The following is a 7,790-nucleotide window of genomic DNA, read 5'->3' as shown; positions in this document are numbered from 1 at the left end:
CCTCCCGTCCGAGAGGGGGTGCGACAGTGCCCGCCACGGGCCCACTCCCGCTGGTTCAGTGGACATCGGCGGGACCGGACGGTCCCGCGGTCGGGCCCGGTGCCCGGTCACCGTCGTCCTGGAAGGACCACACCATGACCACCATCGCCATCGTCGGCGCCGGCAAGGGCCTCGGCGTCGAGACCGCCGCCCGCTTCGCCCGCGAGGGGTTCTCCGTCGCGCTCGTCTCGCGCAACCAGGACCGGCTCGACTCCCTCGCCGCCGAGCTCCGCGAGCAGGGCCACACCGCAGCCGGCTTCGCGGCGAACGTCCGCGACGGCGACTCGCTCCGTGCCGCGCTCGAGCGTGCCACCGAACAGCTCGGTCCGATCGAGGTCCTGCAGTACAGCCCGCTGCCCGCGAAGGAGTACATGCGCCCGGTGCTCGAGACGACCGCCGAGGACCTCGTCGGCCCGATCGAGTTCTCGGTGTACGGCTCGGTCAACGCCGTCCGGCAGGTCCTCCCGGGCATGCGGGCGCTGGGACGCGGCACGATCCTCTTCGTCAACGGTGCCAGCGCGGTCCGACCAGGCGCCCGGGTGACCGGCACGTCGGTCGCGTTCGCCGGGGAGAGCGCCTACGCGCAGCTCCTGCACGACGCCGTCAAGGAGGAGAACGTGCACGTCGCGCAGCTCATCATCCCGTTCGGGATCGACGACGGCCAGGAGGACCACTCGGGCGCCGCGATCGCCGAGCGTCTCTGGAGCCTGCACAACGAGCGCGGGGAGTTCCGGACGTACGCGGAGGCGCTGCCCGAGTAGGTCTGGGCCGACCGTCCGGTCCGACGGTCTCGGCCTCGATCGGTCAGCGGACGCGGGGGAAGTCGGCGGACAGCGTCTCGGCGTGCCGTTCGCGTGCCGCCAGCGCCGTCCGGGCCTCGTGCGCGAGCCGCGCGACGGTCCGCTCGTCGGTGCCCTCGGCGATGGTGGTCGGGAGCACGCGGGCCGCTCGTCGTTCGCTCCAGCGGAGCAGCGCGACGCCGGTGGCGTGGGCGGCGCGCTCGAGCGGGCCGGCCTGGGTCGGGTGGAGTGCGGCGTTCATCGTGATCCCTCGGTGTCGTCGTCGAGGACGGGGACGGCGGCGAAGCGGACGAACACACGACCGGTGTCGGCTTCGTCGGCGTCGGGGTCGCGTCGCCGTCGGAAGGCCGTCATGAGCTCGAGCGTCGCCTCGGTGAGCTCCTGCAGCTCGGCCGGGGTCAGGCGCATGACGATGGTGGACAGGGTCGCGGCGTCCCGCCAGGGTCCGAGGGACCGTTCGTCACGGGCGATGAACTCGCGGATCATCTGCTCGGCGTGGTCGTTCGAGCCCGAGGCCACGAGACGTGCGGCGGCCAGGGCGGCCGGCGACTGCGGACCGTCCGAACCACCGCTGTACAGGGTCGCGGGGGTGCGACGCCACCAGCGCTCGCGACCGTTGCCGCGGCCCTCGACCTCCTCGATGAAGCCGTGCTTCTCGAGCTGCCGGAGGTGGTAGCTCGTCGAGCCGGACGATTCGCCGACGCGGTCCGCCAGGGTCGTGGCCGTGGCGGGGCCGTGCGTCGCGAGCTCGTTGAGGAGCTGCGCCCGGAGCGGGTGGGACAGCGCCTTCATCTCCGGGAGGTCGAGGACGCGGGAGTCGGATGCCATGCCCTGATCGTACGACCGCAAACAAAGCTTTGCAACATGTTCTTTGCAGAATTTCGTCTGCGGTTTCCGCGGCTCAGCGGGCGGCGGCCTCGATCGCGTTCGCCATGGCCTTCGCCACGGTCAGGTTGGCCTCTGCCGACGGGTGGATGCCGTCCGGGGTGGTGCCCCGCTCGTACGCGCCGTCGGGCAGCCGGATCGCCGTGAACGGATCGACGTAGGACCATCCGTGCTGCTGGGCGTCCGCGCGGAGGGCTCGACTGAGGACGCGCTGTCCCGTGCGACGGTCGGCGCCCCACAGGCTGGTGGTGTGGTCGGACGGCGGACCGGCGACGACGAGCACGTGGTGGGCGTCGACCTTGGTCACGAGTGCGTCCACGTTCGCGATGGTCCGGCGGGTGGGCACGGCCTGGTTGACGTCGTTCGTCCCGAGTTCGACGACGAGCACGTCCGCGTCCGGTACCGGGCCGATCTCGTGCAGGACCTGGTCCGAGCGGTAGCCGCTGTGGGCGTACCCGCCGACCGCCCGCAGCTCCGGGTCGCCCTCGAGGACGTGCAGCCACGAGTCCGGCCGCGCCGTGATCGAGTCACCGGCGTACGCGAACGTCACGGCGTCCGCGTCGTCGGTGGTGTCGAGGGCCCCGCGCACGAATTGGTCGGGTGTCCGACGCAGCGCCGCCTCCTGCCGGAGGGTGACGGACTCGTCGGCCGACGCGGTGTGCGCCGTCGCGACGACGACGGCTCCGGTGCCGACGAGGGCGGCGGAGGCGATGATGCTCATGAGGACCACGAGGTGGCTGGTGCGGGACACGACTCCAGGTATCCCGCGGATGGCTCTTCGGAACCAGACCCCAGACCTGGGGAACCGTCGTCGCTGCTGTGGCTTCTCCCACCCGTTCCCGGGCGCGCCCCAGCGTGGGGTGGGCCTTCCGGTCTGCGGAGTCCGGCCCCCGTCAGTGCGCACGGCGCAGGGCGAGGCGTCGGCTGCGGCCCGCGGTCAGCCACGTCCCGAACGTCACGACGACGGGCAGCCCGATCGCGAGGAGCGCCAAGACGGGCCAGTCGGCGACGAACGGCATGTGGCTCGTGCCGGCCGGACCCGCGTCGAAGCGCAGGGTGAGCGCCCGGATCGGCAGGAGCCCGAGCACGGTGCCGACGACCGCCCCGACGGTGGTCAGGATCGCAGCCTGCCACGCCGTGGTCCGCCGCCGCAGCCGTGGGGCGGCACCGATCGCGTCGAGCACCTCGTCGTCCCGTCGCCCGTCGGCCCGGGCCAGGCCGATCGCCACCGCGGTCGCGCCGATCGTCACGGCCGCCGCGAGTGCGAGCGCCAGTGCCCGGACCGGGGCACTCGCATCGACTGGGCCGGACTCGTAGAAGAAGGTCGGCGCCGAGGCCTGCGCGCGCGCCGAGCCGCCGTAGCTCTGCCACGCCGACGCGAGCTCGCCGAACTGCTCGGGTGAGACCTCGCCGTCGAGCCGGGTCACGAGGATGCCGTCCACGGCGGGTACCCGGTAGCGCTCGGCGGTCGCCTTCGTCATGAAGACCCCGATCTGGATCGGCGGGTCCTGCTCGTCGAGGACCGCGGGGATCGTGGTCGTCGCGTCCGGGTGCTCCGGGTCGGGCGAGGTCGCGTCCTCCCAGCTGCGGTGGTGGAACGTGTCGAGCCGGACCGCGCCGTCGTGGACGTACTCGGGCCAGAGTGACACGGCCCTGCCGTCGGCGAGTGCGTCGCGGACCTCGGCGGACGGCCGGTGTCCGCTGAGCACGGCGTAGTCGTCGACCGTGCCCGTGAGGACGTGTTGGCTGCCGCCGGGCTCGAGCCACGACCCGCAGAACTCGTCTCCGCAGCCGGTCGGGCGCTCCCAGAGGTGCAACTGGGTCAGGGTGCTCGGTTCCTCGGTCGGCTGCTCGTCGACGGTGCCGAGCACGCGGATGCGGTCGTGGTCGAACACTCGCGCGCTGACCTCGGCCGCCCGCGCCGTCACCGCCGCGTCGTAGCCCTGCGGGAACGACCGGCTGTCGAGCCGCTGGATGTCCGCGGTGGCCACCCCGACGGCGGACTTGTACTCGTAGTCGCGGACGTACTGAGCGTGCTGCGACGCGTTCCACGTGATCACCACGGAGGCGACGAACACGACGCTCATCACGCTCGCGAGCACCGGCACCGTGCGGACCGGGTTACGGCGGGCGTCACGGCCAGCCATCCGCGCCGCGAGCCCGAACCGGCTCGACACGCGGGCGACGAGGGCGAGCACCCACGGCGAGCAGATCGCGACGCCGAGTTGGACGAGGCACGGCCCGATCGCGACGCCGGCGCCGACGACCCACGCCCAGTGGTCCCGCTGCCCGCTCTGCTCCGGTCGGTCGTTCAGGACCAGGACACCGATGCCGCACGCGAGGGTCATGACGGCCCCGACGACGATGAGGAGTGGTCCCCACGCACGACGACGGCGGGTCGCCGCCCGGCTCGGCGTCTCCGGGCGGAGCGACCCGCGGAGACCGGCCAGCACGTTCACCCGGGTGGCGGCGCGGGCCGCGGTGAGGGAGGACAGGACTCCGGCGAGGACACCGGCGACCGCGATGCAGAGGAGCATCACCCCGGGGACGTGCAGCCCGGGGAAGGCGTTCACGTTCCCGTCGTCGAGCAGGTGGAACGCGAGCGCGCCGATCCCGATGCCGAGCCCCGTCCCGAGGACCGCCCCGGCCGTCCCGAGCACGAGTCCGGATCCGGCGACGACCGACCGCACGACCCCGCGCTCCGCGCCGACGCTCGTCAAGATCGCGTACGAGCGGGCATCGGCGCGGGTGCCGACGAGGAACGCCGCACCGGCGAGCAGGCCGACCTCGAACAGGGCGAACACCCCGACGAGTCCGAGTCCGGCGACGTACCACCCGAGGCTCTGCGGACCCGAGAAGCCGTCGACCCGCTCGTCCGGCGGATCGAGCACCACCGGACGCGACTGCACGACGATGCCGTGGTCGTTCAGCCGCTTGATCTCCGACCAGGTCGGGGCGACCGTCGGCAGGTACACCGTGACCGCGCCCGCGTCGGATCGGCCGGTCGAGATCGGAGCGGCGTCCGCGGCGATGCTCCTCCACGGCAGGTAGACCGCCGACTCGTCTGGGTCCTGGCCGAGGTCCCGCATCGTCCCGGTGATCGTGAACCGCTTCGTCACCGGGTCGGTCACGTCGAGCGTGTCACCGATGTGGAGCCCGGTCTTCGCGAGCATCGCCGGCGTCATCATCGCCTGGTCGCGTGCCGTCGGAGCCGTGCCGTCGAGGACGTGCCAGCGTCCGTCGAGCACCGGGTCCCAGGTTTCGCCGAGCGTCGCGGTGGTGCCGATCGGGCCGTGCGCTCCGCGCAGCACGACGTCGGTGGTCGTCACCGGGATCGAGATCGCACCCTTCGGCACGTACTCCGTGACGTCGGCGTAGGGGGTGTCGTCGTCGGCGTTCGCCGCAGGGCTGTCCTCCTCGGTCTGGATGTTCGTCCAGTGCACGGGGTCCTGCCGCATGCCGCGGGCATCCGGCTGCTGTGTCGTCATCTGCGCCTGGGCGTGCCCGAGGTCGTACCGGAGCTGCTCGGCCGTCGTCGCCTGCGTCGAGGCGAACAGCACCGAGACCCCGGCGAAGCCCATGGTCGGAAGACCGATCAACGCGACGACGAGCGCCGCGCGTCCGGTCTTCGCGAACGCCATCCGTCGGCCCAGCCGGAGTGCCGGCCGGAGCCGGATCACGACCGCGTCCGGTCCGCGAGGGCCATCTCGACGCCGGAGTACACCGTCTCGTCGACGACCCGGCCGTCACGCAGGAACACGATGCGGTCCGCCCAGGCCGCGTGCCGGGCGTCGTGGGTGACGAGCAGCGCACCGGCCCCTGAGTCGACGTGCCGACGGAGCATGCGGAGCACCACCTCCCCGGTCTGGGAGTCGAGCGCGCCGGTCGGTTCGTCCGCGAGCACGAGCCGGCGCTCCCCGACCACACCGCGCGCGATCGCGACCCGCTGCTGCTGGCCTCCGGAGAGGTCGTCGGGGAACGCGTCGGAACGGTGCCCGAGCTCGACGTTGTCGAGGGCGAGCTGCGCCGCCCGGCGAGCCCGGCTCGACTTCCACCCGTCGAGCTCGAGCGGCAGCGCCACGTTCTCGATCGCCGTGAGGGACGGGATCAGGTTGAAGTCCTGGAACACGAAGCCCACCAGCCGCCGTCGGAGCGCCGCGAGGTCCTTCGCCGGGCGGTCCGCGACCCACTCGCCGTCGATGCGGACCTCGCCGCTCGTCGGCGGGAGCAGGGTCCCCGCGCAGGCGAGCAGCGTCGACTTGCCCGAGCCGGAGGTGCCCATGACGGCCACCATCTCGCCGCGGCGGATCGTCAGGTCGACACCGGCCAGGGCGGTCACGGCCCGCGAACCGCTGCCGTACTGGACGCTGACGGCGTCGAGCTCCAGCAGCGGAGCAGCGGCGGTCACCGGGCGCTCCGGACGATCTCGTCGGCGGACGTGGCCGCGGCCGTGCGGTGTTCATCCGGTCGGTACCGGGTGACGCTCGACTCCACGTGGTCCAACCACCGCACCTCGGCCTCGGCCTGGAACACCATCGACTCGAGCACGAGCGACCACGCGAGGTCCTCGGCCGGGTCCGCGGTCCGCTTCAGTCGTGTGAGGTCCTGGAGGTTCCGGACGGCCGCGCCGCGCTGCACCTGCACGAGCCGCTGGACGTCCACACCGGGCACCGTCACGGCGAGCGCGAACTTGATCGCGAGCTCGTCGCGGCCGCGCTTCGCGGGTACCGGCTCGCTGAACCACCGGGCGACCTCCTCGCGGCCCGCGTCCGTCGCCGTGTAGACGACGTGCCCGTCGTCGTCGGCGTCGCCGCGGGCCACGAGCCCGTCGCGCTCGAGCCGGTCGAGCGTCGTGTAGACCTGGCCGATGTTGAGCGGCCAGCTCCCACCCGTACGGTGCTCGAACTCCCCCCGGAGCTGGTACCCGTACCCGGGTCCTCCCACCAGCAGCGCGAGCACGCCCATCCGAACGCTCATGACATCCCCCTCGTCCCGGCCCGACACCCGGGCATACCGAGTATGCCCATACCCGGTATGCATCCGCAAGTGCCGTCCCGGCGCTGAGCCGACGCCCACTGGGCACCCCGGTGGCTGTCAGAAGGGCTGCCTACCCTCGAGCCGTGCCCCTCCGCTCCAGCCGACGGAACCCCGGCCGCTCCCTCGTCATCGCCGTCGTCGGGGCCGCGCTCGTCGCCGGGGTCGTCGTCCTCCTCGCCCCGAGCGTGCTCGACGTGCTCGGCAGCCCGGGCTCGGCGATCGGCTCGCTGCTGCCGTGGATGGGCGTGCTGCTCGTCCCGGTGGCCGGGCTGGCGATCGGCACCCGCTCGTGGCGGCTCGCCGCGCTCTCGGTCGCGTACGCCGCGGCCTGGGCGGTCGCCGTGCTGCCGGGGGTCCTCGCGCCCGCCGCCACCGGCACACCGCAGCTCTCGGTCGTCACGCAGAACGTCGAGGCCACCAACGAGGACCCGACGGCGACGGCCCGGGCGATCGCCGACCGGCACCCGGACGTCATCGCGCTCGAGGAGCTCACCGCCGACTCCGGTGCCGAAGTGCAGAACGGGCTCGCCGCGGCGTACCCGCACCACTATCGGGTCGGGTCGGTCGGCGTGTGGAGCCGGTCGACGCTGAGCGACGGGGAGCCGCTCACGCTCGGCCCTCGGGTGGGCGCGGTCGCTGCGCGTGACCGTCGCCACCGACGTCGGGGACGTGCGGCTGTACGTCGTGCACGTCGACTCACTGCGGCTGCGCACCGAGGACGCCCGCCCGACGATGCTCCGTGCCCTGGCGGGCGAGGTCCGGGACGACGACGCCGAACGGCTCGTCGTCGCCGGCGACTTCAACGGCGGCGCCGCCGACCCGCTCATGGCACCGATCCGCGCGGAGCTGTCGGAGGGCGGCGGGCTCGGCTTCACCTGGCCGGCACAGATGCCCGTCGCGCGGATCGACCACGTGTTCGTCCGCGGTCTCGCCACCGTCTCGACCGAGGTGCTGCCCGCGAACGGCAGCGACCACCGCGCGGTGCTCGCGCAGCTGCGCGCCGGCTGACGTCGCGACGGACGGGAGGCT

At 73.1% G+C, this 7,790-nt stretch carries 8 protein-coding genes and 1 pseudogene; 2 read left to right on the top strand and 7 right to left on the bottom strand.

Annotation, left to right across the window (positions count from 1 at the left end; all coding sequences use genetic code 11):
* Positions 1–134 precede the first annotated feature (134 nt).
* Positions 135–800, top strand: coding sequence for an SDR family NAD(P)-dependent oxidoreductase (locus I59_RS10410; protein WP_022903817.1), 666 nt, complete (start codon positions 135–137; stop codon positions 798–800).
* A gap of 43 nt (positions 801–843) precedes the next feature.
* On the opposite strand, the gene I59_RS10405 is transcribed toward I59_RS10410, so the two are convergent.
* The 7 genes from I59_RS10405 to I59_RS20900 form a co-directional block, all read right to left on the bottom strand.
* Positions 844–1,080 carry a hypothetical protein gene (locus tag I59_RS10405; RefSeq protein ID WP_022903816.1) on the bottom strand — a complete coding sequence of 79 codons (237 nt, stop codon included), beginning with the start codon at positions 1,078–1,080 and terminating at the stop codon, positions 844–846.
* Complete coding sequence (locus I59_RS19715) at positions 1,077–1,667, bottom strand: transcriptional regulator (RefSeq protein WP_022903815.1); 591 nt, start codon at positions 1,665–1,667, stop codon at positions 1,077–1,079. Before I59_RS19715 ends, I59_RS10405 begins: the two co-directional genes overlap by 4 nt.
* Positions 1,668–1,740: 73 nt before the next feature.
* On the bottom strand, positions 1,741–2,475 hold the full coding sequence (locus tag I59_RS10395; protein WP_022903814.1) for an SGNH/GDSL hydrolase family protein: 735 nt from the start codon (positions 2,473–2,475) through the stop codon (positions 1,741–1,743).
* Between the two features lie 142 nt (positions 2,476–2,617).
* The gene (locus tag I59_RS10390; RefSeq protein WP_031273589.1) at positions 2,618–5,404 is read right to left on the bottom strand and encodes an ABC transporter permease; all 2,787 of its coding nucleotides are present in this window, start codon (positions 5,402–5,404) and stop codon (positions 2,618–2,620) included.
* Positions 5,401–6,132 (bottom strand): ABC transporter ATP-binding protein, encoded by a 732-nt coding sequence (locus I59_RS10385; RefSeq protein WP_031273588.1) that lies wholly within the window; start codon positions 6,130–6,132, stop codon positions 5,401–5,403. Before I59_RS10385 ends, I59_RS10390 begins: the two co-directional genes overlap by 4 nt.
* A complete protein-coding gene (locus tag I59_RS10380) occupies positions 6,129–6,701 on the bottom strand; it encodes a PadR family transcriptional regulator (protein ID WP_022903812.1) in 573 nt (190 codons plus the stop codon). Before I59_RS10380 ends, I59_RS10385 begins: the two co-directional genes overlap by 4 nt.
* A gap of 130 nt (positions 6,702–6,831) precedes the next feature.
* The gene (locus I59_RS20900) at positions 6,832–7,254 is read right to left on the bottom strand and encodes a hypothetical protein (protein ID WP_049976569.1); all 423 of its coding nucleotides are present in this window, start codon (positions 7,252–7,254) and stop codon (positions 6,832–6,834) included.
* Here I59_RS20900 and I59_RS20895 point away from each other — a divergent pair.
* Positions 7,211–7,769: pseudogene (locus I59_RS20895) on the top strand (endonuclease/exonuclease/phosphatase family protein). The gene I59_RS20900 and the pseudogene I59_RS20895 sit on opposite strands and share 44 nt — an antisense overlap.
* Positions 7,770–7,790: the final 21 nt, after the last annotated feature.

It is taken from the genome of Curtobacterium sp. B8 (genome assembly GCF_000333315.1).
GTDB classification, from domain to species: domain Bacteria; phylum Actinomycetota; class Actinomycetes; order Actinomycetales; family Microbacteriaceae; genus Curtobacterium; species Curtobacterium luteum.
Note: the sequence above shows the minus strand (reverse complement) of the source record. Positions and strands in the feature narration are given on the sequence as shown.

Excerpts from the sequence above, each read along its gene's own strand:
- I59_RS10380 (WP_022903812.1), bottom strand. The coding sequence starts at position 6,701 with ATGAGCGTTCGGATGGGCGTGCTCGCGCTGCTGGTGGGAGGACCCGGG.
- I59_RS19715 (WP_022903815.1), bottom strand. The coding sequence starts at position 1,667 with ATGGCATCCGACTCCCGCGTCCTCGACCTCCCGGAGATGAAGGCGCTG.
- I59_RS10405 (WP_022903816.1), bottom strand. The coding sequence starts at position 1,080 with ATGAACGCCGCACTCCACCCGACCCAGGCCGGCCCGCTCGAGCGCGCC.
- I59_RS10410 (WP_022903817.1), top strand. The coding sequence starts at position 135 with ATGACCACCATCGCCATCGTCGGCGCCGGCAAGGGCCTCGGCGTCGAG.